The sequence below is a fragment of the Pseudomonas sp. P1_A1 genome, assembly GCF_056406935.1.
On the sequence record NZ_JBFTZE010000018.1, the window covers coordinates 13,102 to 30,127 of the forward strand.

At 60.9% G+C, this 17,026-nt stretch carries 14 protein-coding genes; 11 read left to right on the plus strand and 3 right to left on the minus strand.

From position 1 onward, the window contains the following. Positions 1–945, minus strand: coding sequence for an alpha/beta fold hydrolase (locus tag AC1D2Q_RS22835; RefSeq protein WP_477814616.1), 945 nt, complete (start codon positions 943–945; stop codon positions 1–3). 260 nt (positions 946–1,205) lie between these two features. On the opposite strand from AC1D2Q_RS22835, the gene AC1D2Q_RS22840 reads away from it, so the two are divergent. Both AC1D2Q_RS22840 and AC1D2Q_RS22845 read left to right on the plus strand, forming a co-directional pair. Further along, positions 1,206–2,279, plus strand: coding sequence for a diguanylate cyclase (locus AC1D2Q_RS22840; protein ID WP_477814617.1), 1,074 nt, complete (start codon positions 1,206–1,208; stop codon positions 2,277–2,279). 131 nt (positions 2,280–2,410) lie between these two features. Then, a complete protein-coding gene (locus tag AC1D2Q_RS22845) occupies positions 2,411–3,652 on the plus strand; it encodes a M20/M25/M40 family metallo-hydrolase (protein ID WP_477814618.1) in 1,242 nt (413 codons plus the stop codon). Between the two features lie 164 nt (positions 3,653–3,816). Here the strand turns inward: AC1D2Q_RS22845 and AC1D2Q_RS22850 are convergent, their stop codons facing one another. Together AC1D2Q_RS22850 and AC1D2Q_RS22855 are read right to left on the minus strand one after the other, a co-directional pair. Continuing rightward, positions 3,817–4,428 carry a glutathione S-transferase gene (locus AC1D2Q_RS22850; RefSeq protein ID WP_105341526.1) on the minus strand — a complete coding sequence of 204 codons (612 nt, stop codon included), beginning with the start codon at positions 4,426–4,428 and terminating at the stop codon, positions 3,817–3,819. A gap of 109 nt (positions 4,429–4,537) precedes the next feature. Then, positions 4,538–5,458: a MurR/RpiR family transcriptional regulator gene (locus tag AC1D2Q_RS22855; protein ID WP_105341524.1), complete on the minus strand. Its 921-nt coding sequence runs from the start codon at positions 5,456–5,458 to the stop codon at positions 4,538–4,540. 311 nt (positions 5,459–5,769) lie between these two features. Here AC1D2Q_RS22855 and AC1D2Q_RS22860 point away from each other — a divergent pair, with 311 nt between their 5' ends. From AC1D2Q_RS22860 to AC1D2Q_RS22900, 9 genes are all read left to right on the plus strand, one after another. Then, the gene (locus AC1D2Q_RS22860; protein ID WP_477814619.1) at positions 5,770–7,707 is read left to right on the plus strand and encodes a bifunctional 5-dehydro-2-deoxygluconokinase/5-dehydro-2-deoxyphosphogluconate aldolase; all 1,938 of its coding nucleotides are present in this window, start codon (positions 5,770–5,772) and stop codon (positions 7,705–7,707) included. 63 nt (positions 7,708–7,770) lie between these two features. Then, a complete protein-coding gene (gene iolE, locus AC1D2Q_RS22865; protein WP_086945489.1) occupies positions 7,771–8,664 on the plus strand; it encodes a myo-inosose-2 dehydratase in 894 nt (297 codons plus the stop codon). Continuing rightward, the gene (gene iolB, locus AC1D2Q_RS22870; RefSeq protein ID WP_477814620.1) at positions 8,661–9,470 is read left to right on the plus strand and encodes a 5-deoxy-glucuronate isomerase; all 810 of its coding nucleotides are present in this window, start codon (positions 8,661–8,663) and stop codon (positions 9,468–9,470) included. Before iolE ends, iolB begins: the two co-directional genes overlap by 4 nt. A 44-nt stretch (positions 9,471–9,514) precedes the next feature. Beyond that, positions 9,515–11,017, plus strand: coding sequence for a CoA-acylating methylmalonate-semialdehyde dehydrogenase (locus tag AC1D2Q_RS22875; RefSeq protein ID WP_086945491.1), 1,503 nt, complete (start codon positions 9,515–9,517; stop codon positions 11,015–11,017). 26 nt (positions 11,018–11,043) lie between these two features. Beyond that, entirely contained in the window at positions 11,044–11,865 is an 822-nt protein-coding gene (locus AC1D2Q_RS22880) for a TIM barrel protein (RefSeq protein WP_305412039.1), read from the plus strand. 31 nt (positions 11,866–11,896) lie between these two features. Next, entirely contained in the window at positions 11,897–13,828 is a 1,932-nt protein-coding gene (gene iolD, locus AC1D2Q_RS22885; protein WP_477814621.1) for a 3D-(3,5/4)-trihydroxycyclohexane-1,2-dione acylhydrolase (decyclizing), read from the plus strand. Positions 13,829–13,859: 31 nt separating this feature from the next. Further along, positions 13,860–14,885 (plus strand): bifunctional inositol 2-dehydrogenase/D-chiro-inositol 1-dehydrogenase, encoded by a 1,026-nt coding sequence (gene iolG, locus AC1D2Q_RS22890; RefSeq protein WP_305412041.1) that lies wholly within the window; start codon positions 13,860–13,862, stop codon positions 14,883–14,885. A gap of 145 nt (positions 14,886–15,030) precedes the next feature. Further along, positions 15,031–15,891 (plus strand): sugar phosphate isomerase/epimerase family protein, encoded by an 861-nt coding sequence (locus AC1D2Q_RS22895; protein WP_477814622.1) that lies wholly within the window; start codon positions 15,031–15,033, stop codon positions 15,889–15,891. 47 nt (positions 15,892–15,938) lie between these two features. Further along, a complete protein-coding gene (locus AC1D2Q_RS22900) occupies positions 15,939–16,991 on the plus strand; it encodes a Gfo/Idh/MocA family protein (protein WP_477814623.1) in 1,053 nt (350 codons plus the stop codon). The last annotated feature ends 35 nt before the right edge of the window (positions 16,992–17,026 follow it).

Consider the following 17,026-nt stretch of genomic DNA (forward strand, 5'->3'; position numbering starts at 1 on the left):
CTACGAGGCGGTGGGGGTCATGTGATGCGCCCGCAAAAACTCCCGGTACAAGCGGGCTGTTTTAGTCGGCTGCTCAACCATCGGCATGTGGCCGACACCGTCCCAGATTTCCACCCGCAGATCGGCGATGCCCTTGCTCCAGACGGGCACGCTGCTGACGTCGATCAAGCGGTCCTTGCGCCCCCACAGCAGCAGCGCAGGGCACTTGATGTCGGGCAGTTTCGGCTCCATCGGCGGGCTGGCCCGGAAGTCCCTGAAGATTTCTTCCAGCTCGTCGCGTTGCTGTTCGTAGCGCTGGGCGATGGCGTCCAGCACGATCCCCGGTACCCATGGCGGCGATGCCATGGTCATGTCGTAGAAGTGCTGGAACTCTTCGCGGGAATGAATCAGGAACGGGTTATGGCCGCGAGCCAGGTGTCGCTCCATGTCACTGGCCTCCGGGGCAGTGACGCCGGCCGGGTCGAGCAGCGCCAGCGAGACGATACGCTCGGGGTAATTGGCCGCCAGCCATGCCGCGATGTAGCCGCCCATGGAGTTGCCGATCACATGCACCTTCTCGACCCCGCAGACATCGAGCAACTGGATCAACCGCTTGGCCTGGACCGGAATGTCATAACCGCCACCAGCCTTGAAACCGGTTTCGCCATGGCCGGCGAGGTCGGGGATGATCACCCGGTAGTCATTGACAAAATGCCGGGCGAAGCGCAGCCAGATATTCTTGTCGGCGCTGTAGCCGTGCAGCATCAGTATGTTGCTGGAGGCTTCGTAGGGCCCGCCTTGCCAGGTCGAGACAGTCATTTCGGTGATCGGCACGACAAGCTTGTGCAACCGATACAGCCGGGCCTCCAGCGCCATGTTCAAGTCATAGAGCCAGTAACCGATGGCCGGGTAGCTCAACCAGCTCCAGGCCACGAAAACGGCGATAGCGACAACCAACAAGAGCATCAGGCTATTCCTTTTGCAGTGATCAGGACGGAATGTGGTTGGCGGAGCCTCTGCAGCGGCCTCCTGTTTATCGTGGTTTATCGATCCCTTACTTCATGTATAGACAAACATTGGGCACTCGCCTCATCGCAATGCCACACTATTGGAGCTACCAGCTGTCAGACCGTCATCCGGTGATGGCTATTTGCCGTTCCCCTGATAGACTTCAAACACTTTCACCCATGTGATGTCAGGCTCGGTTCAGTAGTACAGAGGCCTCTATGGAAAAAAAGGGAGGAAAGGGACTTTCATTGGCCAGGAGGCTTTATGGGTCGCGCATCCTGGGTCTGGCCCTTGGACTATTGTGTGTCGGTGCAGGGATGTATCCACTCGACCCCGCGCCCTGGGTCTGGGTGGTGATGCTGTTCAACGGCGTCATCTGGCCGCATGTGGCCTATCAATGGGCGCGTCGGGCGAAAATTCCTTATCACGCCGAACACCGCAACATTCTGGTGGACGCGTTTCTCGGCGGTTTCTGGGTGGCCGCCATGCAATTCAATCCGCTGCCCAGCGCGGCAACGCTGTCGATGATGGCGATGCACAACGTGGCCATCGGTGGTTTGCGTTTTCTGTTGGTGGGCGCTGTCGCGCAGGTGCTCGGGATAGGCCTCGGGCTGCTGGTGTTCATGCCGGCTTTTGTCCCGCAAACCAGTCCATTTCAGCTATACGCCTGTTTGCCTTTGCTGTCGATTTATCCGATGTCCCTGGGCTGGGTCTGCTTCCGTCAGGCCCACACCCTCGGGCGACACAAACGCGAGTTGCTGGCCCTGAGCCGTACCGACAGCCTGACCGGCCTGCTGAATCACGGTGCCTGGAAAGATCAGCTGGACATCGAGTTTCAGCGTTGCCGGCGCCAGCAGAAGGGCGGGGCGATTGCGTTGATCGACATCGACCATTTCAAGACCATCAACGACACCTACGGCCATGTCGCCGGGGACATCGTCTTGCGTCAGTTGAGCAAAATCCTCAAGCAGAACCTGCGGGCAGCCGATGTCGCCGGCCGCTATGGTGGCGACGAGTTCTGCGTGCTGCTGCCGGACCTGCCGCTGGAGCGCGCCGCCGTGGCGATGGATGCGCTGCGTGCTCGTTTCGCCACGTTGGGTTACGAGCAGAACCCGGCGCTGAAGGTCAGCTTGAGCATCGGCCTGGCGGCCTTCAACCCGGCCCACGACGACGCGACCCTGTGGCTCAACGACGCCGACCAGGCGCTCTACGAAGCCAAGAGCACCGGCCGTAACCGCGTCATTTGCCATGGCGACGGCAAGCCGCGTAAAGAGTTGCTTGATTCGGTGTGACCCCATCACACAGGTCCGCTCCCACAGGGGATGTGTGGTCATGCAGGTTTGTATGTGTCGCATCCGGTGTAGAGCCTTGCGTCGTAGTCAGGTAGGGTCTAAAGACCCCGACACGAAACAAGGATCGATTCATGACGTTCAAGCTCCCGCGCTCTCTCCTGGCCACCAGCCTTGGCCTGACCCTCGCCCTCGGCACCTTCACCCCCGCAGCCTTCGCCGAACCCCACAAACAAGTCCTCGCCGATGCTGAACAGTACAAGGCTGAAGCCCTGAAACTGCTGGAACGGCTGGTGAACATCGACTCCGGCTCCGGCTATGAACCGGGCCTGACCCAGGTGAGTGACATCGCCATCGAAGAGTTGAAGAAACTGGGTGCCACCATCGAACTGGTGCCCAACACCCCGGACGAGAGCAACCATGTGCTGGCTACCCTCAAAGGCACCGGCAAGGCGAAGATCCTGCTGATGGCGCACATGGACACTGTGTTCAAGGAAGGCTCCGCCGCCGAGCGTCCGTTCCACATCAAGGACGGCCGCGCCTATGGGCCGGGCGTGATGGACGACAAGGGCGGCATCGTCGCCGGGATCTACGCGCTGAAAATCCTGAAGAACCTCGACTTCAAGGACTACGCGCAGATCACCTTCCTGCTCGACGCCAGCGAAGAAACCGGCTCGGACGTCGCTACTGACCTGATCAAGAAAACCGCCAAGACCCACGACGTGACCCTCAACCTCGAACCGGGCCGCCCGGCCGATGGCCTGGTGGTCTGGCGCAAAGGCAGTGCTACCGCCGTGGTCGAGGTCAAAGGCAAGGCTGCGCATGCGGGCGTTGCCCCGGAATTGGGGCGTAACGCTGCCATGGAAGCCGCGCACCAGATTTTGCAACTCGGCAAACTGGGCGATGAAGCGAAGAAAACCACCATCAACTTCACCGTGCTCAAGGCCGGCGACCGCACCAACGTGATTCCGGATCAGGCCACGGCCAAGGCTGACGTGCGGGCGGCGGTGCCGGAAGAATTCGACCGGATCGAAAAGGACCTGGCGCGGGTGTCGAAGGACAAACTGATCGCCGATACGCAAGTCACCACCAGCCTCAAGCGCGGCTTGCCACCGATGCCGCAAACGGCGGAATCGGATCGCTTGATGGCCATGGCCCAGGGCATTTACGGCGAAATTGGCCGCAAGTTGACGGAAGAAGGTAGCGGCGGGGCGGCGGATGCGAGTTTGTCCGCGGGTGTTGGCACGCCGACGCTGGACGGGTTCGGGATTGTCGGCGGCAATATCCATACGCCTGAGGAGTACGCCGAGGTCGAAAGCGTGGCGCCGCGGATTTATTTGCTGTCGCGGATGATTATGGAATTGGCCAAGCGGTAATCGGCCAGACTCAACCGCCAGACAGCTAAGGTGCACAACCTGTGGGAGCGGGCTTGCTCGCGAAAGCGGTGTATCAGACGACGATGATCTCGACTGACACTCCGCCTTCGCGAGCAAGCCCGCTCCCACAGGGATTTGTGGTGTTTTATCTTCCGGCGTACTGCCTACTCGATCGGTGTATCGACAAACACCTCAAGCCCCTCGGCATACGCCGTGAACGCACTGATTCGCGGAAACTGCTTGGCCTCCACCTGATCCGGCACCACCAGGTTGGTAAAACTCCAGGCCACCGCCAGGGTAATTCCGTCCTGCGCAATCGAACCGTCGGTCTTCAGCGGCTGTTTCTCCAGCTCCCGCTCCAGCGCCGAATACGCCGCCGCCAATTGCCCTTCGACCCGTTCCACCCAAGGGCTGTACTGAATCTCCGCTGGCCGCAGGTTGCGTTCGTAGTAAAGCTGTACCGACTTCTCGCACGCCGCCAATGCCAGGCCGATCAGCCGCAGCGAGCGCACGCGTCGGTCCGGATTGTCGGATATCAGGCTTTTACCCGGCGCGGCCAGGGCTTCGAGGTAATCGATGATCAGCGTTGAATCCATCAACACCTCACCGTCATCCAGCACCAGGGTCGGTGCCTTCACCACCGGGTTGATCTGCTGGAACTGCTCGAAGTGCCTGAACACTGAAACCGACGCGTGTTCCAGCGGGATGCCCAGGCATTTGGCGGAAATGGCGACGCGTCGTACGTAGGGCGAATCCAGCATGCCGATCAGTTTCATTGAGCCTCTCCTTACAGACGATCCTTGGGGATGGACAACCTTAGCCGAGGTTCCGCGACGTGCAAATGGTTCCGCGCTAATCCTCAGGCGTATTGTTCATCCTCGAAGGCTAATCCTCAAAGCCTGCCTGCTCATGAATCTCATCGACCTTCAATTCCAGTCGATAAGCCACGGCGATGAACAGCGCCTGGCACAGGCACAGGGTGGCACTCAATGAACGGAAGGCAAACGAACTGCCCTCGTTGACCAGCAGCACGGTGTTGGCGCGCTTGGCCAACGGCGAGAGGTTGCTGTCGGTGATGATCAGGGTTTTCGCCTGATGATGCTGGGCGATGCGCAGGCAGTGCTGGGTTTCCTTGCCATAGGGCGTGAAGCTGATGGCGATCACCAGGTCGTTGGCGCGCACGCTGCGCATCTGCTCGCGGTAGCTGCCGCCAAGGCCCGACACCAGGTGGATGCGCTTGTTGGTGTGTTGCAGGTTGTAGACCAGGTAATCGGCCACCGCGAACGAGCGACGCACCCCGACCACGTAGATGTTGTCGGCATTCACCACCAGGTCCACGGCCTTGTCGAAGGCCTGGTCATCGAGTTCCAGCCCCAATCGCTCGATGCCCGACAGGGTGGCATTGATGCATTCGCGCGCCAGGTCGCCGCCGCTGGCCTTCTGCGACTTGTTGGCGATCATGCTGCGGATGCGTTGCTGGTAGTTCTGCACCGGCGTGGTCTTGTGGGTGTAGGCCTCGCGGAACAGCGCCTGCATTTCACTGAACCCGCTGAAGCCGAAGCGCTGGGAAAAGCGCACGATGGCCGACGGGTGCACTTCGCATTCGCGGGCGATGTCGCTGATGCGGTCGACCATGATCCGGTCGCTCTGCTGGCTCATGTAGCTGGCGATGCGTTTGAGCTGGCGCGGCAGACTTTCGTACTCCTCGGTGATCAGCTGCAACAGACGCTCGGCATTGATCGGAGGGCTGGCGAGATCGCTGGCGGGCGAGCTCTCGGTCGTAGCCGGCTGATCGGTGCGGGACATAAGAAATCCTTCTGGCTTGTTCTTATAGAGATGACGGTTCTCGTCACCCCCTGACAATAGGTTGGCTGTGCGCAGTCTACAGGGTAGGCCGGAATAAAATCTTGAGCTTGCAATCGGCCTGGGGCCTGCTGAAACGATGCACGGTGTCTGGAACGCTTGTATCAAAGTTTATTGGAAAAAATATTCCACGTAAAAAATATATGGAATAAATATTGATTGTTCGGTCCCGGTCGTTTTAGTCTGCATCCACCAAGAGTGTTCGGCGCCTTCATCGCCCCGAACGCAGGCTGATAAAAATAACAGGAGCCAGCATGGGCCAGACTCGTTTTGCCAGTGGGCGTCAATTGGATCTGATTTGCCTCGGGCGCCTTGGCGTCGATCTTTATGCGCAACAAGTCGGGGCGCGGCTGGAGGATGTGAGCAGCTTCGCCAAGTACCTGGGCGGTTCGTCCGCCAACATCGCCTTCGGCACCGCGCGGCTGGGGCTGAAGTCGGCGATGTTGAGCCGGGTAGGGGACGACCACATGGGCCGTTTCCTCGTTGAATCCCTGGTCCGTGAAGGCTGCGACGTCAGCGGCATCAAGGTCGATCCGGAACGCCTGACCGCCATGGTCCTGCTGGGCCTCAAGGATCGCGAAACCTTTCCCCTGGTGTTCTACCGCGAAAACTGCGCCGACATGGCGTTGCGCGCCGAAGACATCAGCGAAGCCTTTATCGCTTCCAGCAAAGCCCTGCTGATCACCGGCACCCATTTCTCCACCGACGGTGTCTACAAGGCGAGCATTCAGGCGCTGGACTACGCCGAAAAGCACAACGTCAAGCGGGTGCTGGACATCGACTACCGCCCGGTGCTCTGGGGGCTAGCCGGTAAGGCGGACGGCGAAACCCGTTTCGTCGCCGACCAGAATGTCAGCCAGCACGTGCAGAAAATCCTCCCGCGTTTCGACCTGATCGTTGGTACTGAAGAAGAATTCCTGATCGCTGGCGGCTCCGAGGATCTGCTCACCGCGCTGCGCAATGTCCGGCGCCTGAGCGCGGCGACGTTGGTGGTCAAGCTCGGTCCGCAAGGTTGCACGGTGATCCACGGGGCGATCCCGGCGCGTCTCGAAGACGGCGCGATCTATCCCGGTGTGCGCGTCGAAGTGCTGAATGTGCTGGGGGCCGGCGATGCCTTCATGTCGGGTTTCCTCAGTGGCTGGCTGGAGGACGCCAGCGACGAGCGCTGCTGCCAGTTGGCCAATGCCTGCGGCGGTCTGGTGGTGTCGCGCCATGCCTGCGCCCCGGCGATGCCGACCCGCGCCGAACTCGATTACCTGTTCAACAGCCCGGTGCCGATCACCCGGCCGGATCAGGACGTGATATTGCAGCGTCTGCATCAGGTCAGCGTGCCGCGCAAACAGTGGAAGCAGCTGTTCATCTTTGCCTTCGATCATCGCGGGCAACTGGTGGAGCTGGCCCACAAGGGCGGGCGCGACCTGAACGCTATCTGCGAGCTCAAACAACTCTTTATCAAAGCCGTGGAACGGGTCGAGGCGGATTTGCGTGAGCAGGGCGTCGACGCCGATGTAGGCTTGCTGGCCGATCAACGTTTCGGCCAGGACTCGCTGAACGCCGCCACCGGTCGTGGCTGGTGGGTGGCACGGCCAGTGGAAGTGCAGGGTTCGCGGCCATTGGCGTTCGAACACGGGCGTTCGATCGGCAGCAACCTGATCGCCTGGCCGCAAGAACAGATCATCAAATGCCTGGTGCAATTTCATCCCGACGACGAGCCGCTGTTGCGTCTGGAGCAAGAGGCGCAGATCAAGGGCCTGTATCAGGCCTCGCAGGTCAGCGGGCATGAATTGCTGCTGGAGATCATTCCGCCCAAGGATCACCCGTCACCGCATCCGGACGTGCTCTATCGCGCGCTGAAACGCCTCTACAACCTGGGCATCTACCCGGCGTGGTGGAAGATCGAAGCGCAAAGCGCCGAGGAGTGGAAACAACTCGACGAGCTGATTCAGGAACGCGACCCGTATTGCCGTGGCGTGGTGCTGCTGGGCCTGAATGCCCCGGCGGCGACCTTGGCCGAAGGGTTTCAGCAGGCCAGCCAGAGCCAGACCTGCCGTGGTTTCGCCGTGGGCCGGACGATCTTCCAGGAACCGAGCCGCGCGTGGCTGGCCGGTGAAATCGGCGACGAGGCACTGATTCGCCAGGTGCAGGGCACCTTCGTCGAACTGATCGATGCCTGGCGCACGGCCCGCGCTTGACGTCACACCGCGAAGGCGGCCTCAGACTCAACGGTAATTTAGAAAACAATAAAAGGTGCAGCCATGCCCGCTATCCGAATTGGCATCAACCCGATCTCCTGGAGCAACGACGACCTGCCGTCCCTCGGTGGCGAGACGCCGTTGAGCACCGCCCTCAGTGAAGGCAAGGACATTGGCTACGAAGGCTTCGAACTCAACGGCAAGTTCCCCAAGGATGCCAAGGGCGTCGGCGATGTGCTGCGCCCCTATGACCTGGCGTTGGTGTCCGGCTGGTATTCCAGTCGTCTGGCCCGCCGCTCGGTGGCCGAGGAAATCGACGCCATCGGCAGCCATGTCGAGCTGCTGGCGAAGAACGGCGCCAAGGTGCTGGTCTATGGCGAAGTCGCCGACTCCATTCAAGGCCAGCGCATTCCATTGGTCGAGCGCCCGCGTTTCCACACCGAGCAGGCCTGGCAAGAATACGCCGACAAACTCACCGAACTGGCGCGCTTCACCCTGTCCCAAGGCGTGCGTCTGGCGTATCACCATCACATGGGTGCCTACGTCGAATCCCCGGCCGACATCGACAAACTGATGGCATTGACCGGCAGCGAAGTCGGCCTGCTGTTCGATTCGGGCCACTGCTACATGGGCGGCGGCGAGCCGTTGCAGGTATTGCGCAAACACATCGAACGGGTCTGCCACGTGCATTTCAAGGACGTGCGCAAACCAGTAGTGCAACTGGCGCGCAACAATCTTTGGAGCTTCCCGGACTGCATCATCAACGGCACCTTCACCGTGCCCGGCGATGGCGACATCGACTTCAGCGCCTTGCTCGACGTGCTGCTGGGCGCCGACTACCACGGCTGGCTGGTGGTGGAAGCCGAGCAGGATCCGGCGGTGGCACCGAGTTACGTCTATGCCAAAAAAGGCTACGACACCTTGCGTGCCTTGCTCGACGAGAGGACCGCGCAATGAGCCTGTTGGTCAAGAGCAATGCCTGTGGCCGGACCATGGTCGAGTTGGGGCAGGGTGAGTTGGAATACGTCGGTTTTGCCGCTTACCGCCTGAGTCTTGGCGAAACCCTACCGGTCAGCGGGGGCGACAAGGAATTGTGCCTGGTGCTGCTCAGCGGTCGGGTCGGCATCAAGGGTGAAGCACCGGGGCAGGGCGCATTCGACTGGGACAACATCGGCGATCGTCAGTCGGTGTTCGAAGACAAATCACCGTTCGCCGTGTATTTGCCACCCGGCAGCCAGGCCCAGGTGGTGGCGTTGAGCGACGTGCAAATCGCCGTGTGCGCGGCCCCCGGTTCGACTACCGAAAACCTCGGCCCACGGTTGATCAAACCCGACAGTATGAAACGCAGTGTGCGCGGCAAGGGCGCCAACACCCGTTATGTCTGCGACATTTTGCCGGACACCGAGCCCGCCCATTCGCTGCTGGTGGTGGAAGTGCGTACGCCGTCCGGTCACTCGTCGAGCTACCCGCCGCACAAGCACGACACCGACGATCTGCCGCACCAGAGCTTTCTCGAAGAAACCTATTACCACCAGATCAACCCGCCCCAGGGCTTCGTGTTCCAGCGGGTCTACACCGACGATCGCAGCATCGATCAGGCCATGGCGGTGGAAAACAGCGATCTGGTTGTGGTGCCCAAGGGTTATCACCCGGTCAGCGTGCCCTACGGCTATGAGTCGTATTACCTGAACGTGATGGCCGGCCCGAAACGCGTCTGGCAGTTCCATAACGATCCGCAGCACAGCTGGCTACTGGATCTCTGAATTACAACGCCTGAATTCAAACATTCGAACGGAGAACAAGAACAATGAGCGACGCCCCGGTCATAGGCCATTACATCGACGGTCAGGTGCAGGACAGCGGTAGCGAGCGGTTCAGTAATGTCTTCAATCCGGCCACCGGCAGCGTTCAGGCGCGGGTCGGGCTGGCCAGCCAGAAGACCGTGGACGAGGCCGTCGCTTCGGCCATGAAGGCGTTCCCGGCCTGGGCCGAGCAATCGTCCCTGCGCCGTTCGCGGGTGATGTTCAAGTTCAAGGAATTGCTCGACCGCCATCACAACGAACTGGCCGAAATCATCAGCCGCGAACACGGCAAAGTGTTCTCTGACGCCAAGGGCGAAGTGACCCGTGGTATCGAAATCGTCGAATACGCCTGCGGTGCGCCGAACCTGCTGAAAACCGATTTCAGCGACAACATCGGCGGTGGCATCGACAACTGGAACCTGCGCCAGCCATTGGGCGTCTGCGCCGGCGTTACGCCGTTCAACTTCCCGGTGATGGTGCCGCTGTGGATGATCCCGTTGGCGCTGGTCACCGGCAACTGCTTCATCCTCAAACCGTCTGAACGTGATCCATCCGCCAGTTTGTTGATGGCTCGCTTGCTCACCGAAGCCGGGTTGCCGGACGGTGTGTTCAACGTGGTCCAGGGCGACAAGGCGGCGGTCGATGCCTTGCTGCAACACCCGGACATCGAGGCGATTTCCTTTGTCGGCTCGACGCCGATTGCCGAGTACATCCACCAGCAAGCGACCTCGCGCGGCAAACGCGTACAGGCGCTGGGCGGGGCGAAGAACCACATGATCGTCATGCCCGATGCCGATCTGGATCAAGCGGCGGATGCGCTGATCGGCGCGGCGTACGGCTCGGCCGGTGAGCGTTGCATGGCGATTTCGATTGCCGTGGCCGTCGGTGATGTCGGTGACCAGTTGATTGCCAAACTGCTGCCGCGCATCGATCAACTGAAGGTCGGCAATGGCATGCAAGGCGACAGCGACATGGGGCCGCTGGTGACCGCCGAACACAAGGCCAAGGTCGAGGGTTTTATCGGCGAGGGTGTGGCCCAGGGCGCGCAGCTGATTGTCGACGGGCGCAACTTCAAGGTGCCAGGCGCCGAGAATGGTTTCTTCGTCGGCGCGACGCTGTTCGACAAGGTCACGACCGAGATGAGCATCTACCAGCAAGAGATCTTCGGCCCGGTGCTGGGCATTGTGCGCGTGCCGGACTTCGCCAGCGCCGTGGCGCTGATCAACGCCCATGAATTCGGCAACGGCGTATCGTGTTTCACCAGCGACGGTGGCATCGCCCGCTCGTTTGCCCGCAGCATCAAGGTCGGCATGGTCGGCATCAACGTACCGATTCCGGTGCCCATGGCCTGGCACTCGTTCGGCGGCTGGAAGCGCTCGCTGTTCGGTGATCACCACGCTTATGGCGAAGAAGGCATTCGCTTCTACAGCCGCTACAAAAGCGTGATGCAGCGTTGGCCCGACAGCATCGCCAAGGGCCCTGAATTCAGCATGCCGACAGCCAAATAATTCACGTGTGCGGAGAACAACAAAAAATGAGCAAACCCCTGCGTTTCGCCTTGAACCGTATGGTCGCCCCACGTTTGTCCCTGCCCGCGTTCATCGAGTTGGCGGTGACCCTCAAGGCCGACGCCATCGAGATTCGCAATGACCTCAAAGGCGTCGAGATCGAGGATGGCACCGCCCCCGAACACGTCCGTGAGCTGTGCGCGGCCAAAGGCATCACCGTGCTGTCGATTAACGCGCTGTATCCGTTCGATGTCTGGAATGACGAGCGCCGCGCACACGCCCTGAAGCTTGCCGCTTATGCCCGTGACTGTGGCGCACGGGGCTTGGTGATGTGCCCATTGAACGACCGCGCCGATCCACGAACCGAAGCGCAGCGTGCGTCCGGCCTGCGCACGGCGTTGAGTGAACTGGCGCCGATCCTGCGCGATCACGGTATTCTCGGCTTTATCGAACCGCTGGGTTTCGAAGAATGCTCGCTGCGGCGCAAACGCACGGCAGTCGATGCGATCAAGGCCATCGGAGGGCTGGATGTGTTTCGTCTGGTGCATGACACCTTCCACCATCACCTTGCCAGCGAGCATGAATTCTTCCCTGAACTGACCGGGTTGGTGCACATCTCCGGCGTCGAAGATGCCGAGGCGCCACTGGCGACCATTCGTGACGGCCATCGGGTGCTGGTGGGCGAGGGCGACATCCTCGGCAATGCGGCGCAGATCGACACCTTGCTCAGTAGCGGCTATGGCGGCTACCTGTCGTTCGAACCGTTTGCCGACAGCGTCCATGGCCTGGCGGATATCCAGACGGCGATCGGCGCGAGTATGGATCACCTGCAGAAGTCCCTGAGCTGACATCGGATTTGCATACGGAAAAGGTGCGAGCATGACCACAACAAGACTGACCATGGCCCAGGCCCTGGTGAAATTCCTCGATAACCAGTACATCGAGGTCGATGGGGTTCAGAGCAAATTCGTTGCTGGGATCTTTACCATTTTTGGCCACGGCAATGTGCTGGGTCTGGGGCAAGCCCTGGAACAGGACAGCGGCGACCTGATCGTCCATCAGGGCCGCAACGAACAAGGCATGGCCCACGCCGCCATCGGTTTCGCCAAGCAACACCTGCGGCGCAAGATCTACGCCTGTTCTTCATCGGTGGGCCCGGGCGCGGCGAACATGCTGACCGCTGCCGCCACGGCCACCGCCAACCGTATTCCCTTGCTGCTGTTGCCCGGTGACGTTTATGCGTGCCGCCAACCGGACCCGGTGTTGCAACAGATCGAGCAGTTTCACGACCTGAGCATCAGCACCAACGACGCGTTCAAGGCCGTGAGCAAATACTGGGACCGGATCAACCGTCCCGAGCAACTGATGACTGCGGCGATCCACGCCATGCGCGTGCTCACCGATCCCGCCGAAACCGGCGCCGTCACCCTGGCCCTGCCGCAAGACGTGCAGGCCGAGGCGTACGACTATCCCGATTACTTCCTGCAAAAACGCGTGCATCGCATCGAGCGCCGTCCGGCCACCGAAGCGATGCTCGGCGATGCCGTGGCGTTGTTCAAAGGCAAGCGCAAACCGCTGATCATCTGCGGCGGTGGGGTCAAGTATTCCGGTGCCAATGCAGCGTTGCAGGCCTTTGCCGAGCGCTTCGATATTCCTTTCGCCGAAACCCAGGCCGGCAAGAGCGCGGTGGTGTCCAGCCATCCACTGAACGTCGGCGGGATCGGCGAAACCGGTTGTCTGGCGGCGAACCTGTTGGCCAAGGACGCTGATTTGATCATCGGCGTCGGCACCCGCTACAGCGATTTCACCACCGCGTCGAAATCCTTGTTCAAACACCCGGACGTGCAATTTCTCAACCTCAATATCAGCCCTTGCGACGCCCTGAAACTCGATGGTGTGCAACTGCTGGCGGACGCCAGAACCGGCTTGAACGCCTTGGCCGCTGTGTTGGGCGACTATCGCTCCGGCTGGGGCGATCAACCCCGACAGGCCCGGGCGCAGCTGGACGAGGAAGTCGACCGCCTCTATCAGGTCGAGTACCAGACTCAAGACTTCGCCCCAGAAATCAACGACCACCTGGACCCGGCGGTGCTGCGCGAATTCATCGAGCTGACCGGTTCCTGCCTGACCCAGAGCCGGGTGCTCGGTGTGCTCAATGAAACCCTGGCCGATGATGCGGTGATCGTCGCCGCCGCCGGCAGCCTGCCCGGCGACTTGCAGCGCAGCTGGCGCAGCAAGGGTGTGAACACCTACCACGTCGAGTACGGTTATTCGTGCATGGGTTACGAGGTGAACGCGGCGCTGGGCGTGAAGCTCGCCGAGCCTGAGCGCGAGGTCTATGCGCTGGTGGGCGACGGCTCCTACATGATGCTGCACTCGGAGCTGGCCACCTCGATCCAGGAGCGCCGCAAGATCAACGTGGTGTTGCTGGATAACATGACCTTCGGCTGCATCAACAACCTGCAAATGGAACACGGCATGGACAGCTTCGGCACCGAATTCCGTTTCCGCAATCCTGAAACCGGCAAGCTCGATGGCGGTTTCGTGCCGGTGGATTTCGCCATGAGCGCGGCGGCTTACGGCTGCAAGACCTACAAGGTCAACACCGTCGAGGAGCTGCGAGCCGCGTTGGCGGATGCACGGTTGCAGACCGTCTCCACGCTGATTGATATCAAGGTCCTGCCCAAAACCATGATTCACAAATACCTGTCGTGGTGGCGGGTCGGCGTGGCGCAAGTCTCCACCAGCGCGCGCACCGATGCGGTGGCCAAGACCCTCAACGAACGATTGGCCAAGGCCCGTCAATACTGATTGCCCTGAAACGAACAACAGGAGTGTTTATATGTCTTCGCTTTCCAATTCGTTGCGCATTGGCGTCATCGGCACCGGGGCCATCGGCCAGGACCATATCCGTCGTTGCAGCCAGACCTTGCTCAACAGTCAGGTCGTCGCGGTCACTGACATCAATTTGCAGCAAGCAGCCAAGGTCGTCTCCGATCTGAAGCTGACCGCCGAGGTTTATCCCGATGGCCACGCGCTGATCAAGGCGCCGGACGTCGACGCAGTCCTCGTCACCTCCTGGGGCCCGAGCCACGAAGAGTTCGTACTGGCGGCCATTGCGGCGGGCAAACCGGTGTTCTGCGAGAAACCGCTGGCGGTCACCGCCGAAGGCTGCCGCAAGATCGTCGAGGCCGAAGTGGCCCACGGCAAGCGACTGGTGCAGGTTGGTTTCATGCGCCCGTACGATGAAGGTTATCGGGCATTGAAATCGGTGATCGACAGTGGCCAGATCGGCGAGCCGCTGATGCTGCACTGCGCACACCGCAACCCGACCGTAGGTGAAAACTACAAGACCGACATGGCGATCACCGACACGCTGATCCATGAGCTGGACGTGTTGCGCTGGTTGCTCGACGACGATTATGTGTCGGTGCAAGTGGTGTTCCCGCGCAAGACCAGCAAGGCCCACGCCCATTTGAAAGACCCGCAGATCGTGCTGCTGGAAACCGCCAAGGGCACGCGCATCGACGTGGAAGTGTTCGTCAACTGCCAGTACGGCTACGACATCCAGTGCGAAGTGGTGGGGGAGACCGGCATCGCCAAACTGCCGGAGCCGTCGCAGGTTCAGTTGCGCAGCGGAGCGAAACTGTCCAATGCGATTCTGATGGACTGGAAGGATCGGTTCATCGCCGCGTACGACGTCGAGTTGCAGGCGTTCATCGATGGCGTGCGGGCCGGGCAGGTCGGCGGGCCATCGGCGTGGGACGGTTTCGCGGCGGCGGTGGCAGCGGATGCCTGCATCGAAGCGCAGAACAGTGGCCAGATCGTAAAAGTCGGCCTGCCAGATCGCCCCCGCTTCTACGGCTAACCCTCGTAATGATCGTTCCCACGCTCTGCGTGGGAATGCAGCCCGGGACGCTCCGCGTCCCAAAAGCGGACGCAGAGCGTCCATTGATGCATTACCACGCAGAGCGTGGGAACGATCAGCGTAAGGTTAAGGAGAATAAAAAAACATGCGCATCGCACTAGACCCCTACATGTACCGCAACCTGTCCCTGGGCAAAATGGTCGACAAGGTCGCCGAGCTCGGTTACGAACACATCGAGCTGTCGCCCCGGGAAGATTTCCTGCCGTTCTATAAAGCCCCGCGAGTCGACAAGGCGCGGATCAAGGAATTTCGCAAAGCCCTGAGCGACACCGGGGTCAAACTCTCTTCCTTATTACCCATGTACCACTGGGCCGCCGCCGATGAAGGTCTGCGCGTAGCCGCGGTGCGCAACTGGAAGCGGGCGATCCAGGTTGCCGTGGAGATGGACTGCGAACTGGTCAACACCGAGTTCACCGGCCAGTCGGACAACCCGTTGGTCTGCGAGAACCAGTTCATGCGTTCCATGGACGAACTGATCCCCGAGTTCGAACGCGAAGGCATCAAGCTCGATATCCAGGCCCATCCTTATGATTTCTGCGAGCGCAACAACGAGTCRGTGGACATCATTCGCGGTCTGGACCGCGAGTGGATCAACTACCTCTACGCCGCGCCGCACACGTTTTTCTATGACGATGGCGTGGGTGACATCGCCTCGATGCTCAAGTACGCCGGCTCGAAGCTGAGTCACTTGATCATCGCCGACACCTACAACCACAAGGCTTCCTCAGGCTTGCGCTACATCGTCAACCCGCCGGGCGTCACCGCCACCGTGCACCAGCACCTGGACATCGGCCAGGGCGAGGTCGACTGGGAAGCGTTTTTCGGCACCTTGCGCGAGATCAAGTTCGATGGCATCGCCACCGTCTCGGTGTTCGCCTGGGAAGACCGGCCGGACGAGTCCAACCGGATGATGCTCGAACGCGTGACCCGTGAACTCTGCCAGTAATTGGCAGCTCCTACGCAGGGTGCATCACTATAAGAAGGAGTTGATTCATGCGTATCGGACTTGTCGGTTACGGCCATGGCGGCCGTTTTTTCCATGCTCCGCTGATCAGCAGTCTGCCGGCAGCGACCTTCGTCGGCGTGGTCACCCGTTCCGCCGAGCGCCGACAACTGCTGGCCACGGAACATCCCGGAGTACCGGCCTTCGACAGCATTGGCCAACTGGTCGAAGCCGGGGTTGATGTGCTGGTGGTGTCCACGCCGCTCAAAGGCCGTCCGGCGTTGGTGCTCGACGCCATCGAACACGGGGTGGCGGTGGTCAGCGACAAGCCGTTCGCCGCCGATACGCAACAGGCGCAGACCCTGATCACCATGGCCGAGCGTCAGGGCGTGCATTTGAGCGTCTACCAGAACCGGCGCTGGGACTCGGATTTCCTCACCGTGCGCAAACTCATCGAGTCCGGTGCCCTGGGCCAGGTCACCCGTTTCGAGTCGCGGATCGAACGCTACTCGCCACAATCGGTGAACAACGGCAGCGGCGGTGGTTTCCTGCGTGATCTGGGCAGCCATCTGGTGGATCAGGCGTTGCTGTTGTTCGGCCCCGTCACCCGGGTTTACGCCGAACTGGATTACCTCGAAAAAGGCCAGACCTTCGACAACGGCTTCTTTATGTCCCTGACCCATGTCAATGGCGTGACCTCGCACCTGAGTGGCAGTTGCCTGCAAAACACCCCGGGCCCGCGTTTTCGCGTGACCGGCACCCAGGGCTGCTACAGCGTCGACGGTCTGGACGGGCAAGAGGCGTCGACCCTGGCCGGGCTCACGCCCAAATCCGAGGGCGAGCGCTGGGGCGTCGAAGAGCATCGTCGCTGGGGCTGGTTCGAACAGGGCGAGGTGCGCGAGCGGGTGCCGTCCGAGCGAGGCTGCTGGAACCAGTTCTATTTGCAGCTACAAACCGCGTTACAGAGCGGTGGCCCACTGCCGGTCGAGGCCCGTGATGCACTGGCGACCACCCGCGTGCTAGACGCTGCGCGGCTAAGTTTCGAGCGCCATCAAGTGGTGGCGTTGAGCGCATTTGAAAGCCATGGAACAAAATCAGAATAAAATTCTAAAATGAGTTGATATAGAAATTATTTTCC